Origin of the sequence: Streptomyces murinus (genome assembly GCF_002154555.1) — a bacterium.
GTDB classification, from domain to species: Bacteria; Actinomycetota; Actinomycetes; order Streptomycetales; family Streptomycetaceae; genus Streptomyces; species Streptomyces murinus.
The window spans coordinates 1-1,515 of record NZ_MUNF01000477.1 but is presented as its reverse complement, the minus strand read 5'-3'; the positions used below and the strand labels follow the sequence as shown (position 1 = coordinate 1,515).

The 1,515-nt window shown below is 72.3% G+C and carries 2 protein-coding genes; one reads left to right on the top strand and one right to left on the bottom strand.

Features of this window, described 5'->3' with window-relative positions; translation table 11 throughout:
- Positions 1-492: family 1 glycosylhydrolase (locus CCN72_RS26950; protein ID WP_143664210.1), on the top strand; the 492-nt coding region annotated here is incomplete at its 5' end.
- A 71-nt stretch (positions 493-563) separates the two neighbouring features.
- On the opposite strand, the gene CCN72_RS26945 is transcribed toward CCN72_RS26950, so the two are convergent.
- A partial coding sequence (locus tag CCN72_RS26945; protein WP_202441611.1) for a chitinase occupies positions 564-1,515 on the bottom strand: 952 nt, incomplete at its 5' end.

The following is a 1,515-nucleotide window of genomic DNA, read 5'->3' as shown; positions in this document are numbered from 1 at the left end:
GTCGCGGGTCCGCGCGCGGACGGCCACGGCGCCAGCGCGCACTCCCCCTGGCCCGGCGCCGACGACGTGCTGTTCCATCAGACGCCGGGCGAGCGCACCGAGATGGGCTGGACCATCGACCCGAGCGGCCTGCACGAGCTGATCATGCGCTACTCCCGGGAGGCCCCGGGGCTGCGGCTGTACATCACGGAGAACGGCGCGGCCTACGACGACAAGCCGGACGCCGAGGGCCGGGTGCACGACCCCGAGCGCATCGCCTATCTGCGCGCCCACCTCGCCGAGGTCGAGCGCGCCATCGCGGACGGGGCCGATGTGCGCGGCTACTACCTGTGGTCCCTGATGGACAACTTCGAGTGGGCGTACGGCTACGGCAAGCGGTTCGGCGCGGTGTACGTCGACTACGCGACCCTGGAGCGCACCCCGAAGTCGAGCGCCCACTGGTACGGCAGGGCGGCCCGGACGGGCGAGCTGCCGCCGGTCGACGCGGCGTGAGCTGACCGCGTGCGCGAGGGGCGCGGCATCCCGCTGCCGCGCCCCTTACACGTGCCCACGCCTCACCTGCCTCACTTGAAGGCGGCGAATGCCTTCGAGAACGCCCACTTGTCCTGGGCGACGGAGCTGCACGTGGGGTCGGCGGAGGGCTTGGGGCCGCCGGGGCACTGCTGGTCGCGGGCGGCGGACCACATGGACAGGCCGCCCAGGCCCTTGGTCGCGGCGAAGCCCGCCAGCTGGGTGGCGTCGGAGACCGTGAAGGTCTCGGCGGAGACGTCGTTGACCCCGATCATCGGGGTGACGGCGACGGTCTTCCAGGCGGCCGCGTCGGAGAGCCCGAGCACGCTCTTGACCTGGGCCTGGGTGGCGGTGGCGGCCTGCTCGGCGTAGCCGCCCATGTCGCCGTTGTACGAGGAGCCGTAGTCCATCGCCATGATGTTGACCAGGCCGGTCTTCACCCCGTTGGCCTTGGCGTTGGACAGCAGGTTGACGCCGTCCTGGGTGAGGCCCTCGGGCATCACCGGGAGGGTGAAGGAGACGTCCAGGCCGGGGTGCTGGGCCTGGAGCTTGGCGATGGCCTGGGCGCGGCGGGTGTTGGCGGCCGTGTTCGGCAGCGCGCCGCCCTCCACGTCGAAGTCGACCTTGGTCAGCTTGAACGCGTCGATCGCCTTGCCGTACGCCGCCGCGAGCGCGTCCGCGGAGGTGCAGGTGGTGGCCAGCTCGGAGCCGGAGGCGCCGCCGAAGGAGACCCGGACGTCACCGCCCTTGGCGCGCAGGGCGCCGATCTGCGCGGCCACGGCGTCGCTGCTCACATCGGTGACACCGCCCCACTTGGGGGTGCAGCCGCCGCCGTCGGTGATGAAGGCCAGGTTGTAATTCTTCACCCCGGTGGCGTCGGCGGCGCCGAGGAGGTCGAAGGCCGGGTAGAGGGAGGTGTCCACGTAGGGCGCGAACCCGGCGGACGCGGTGGTGCCGGAACCGGTGCTCGTGGTCGGCGTGGGGGTGGGGGTGGCGGTCTTGGTG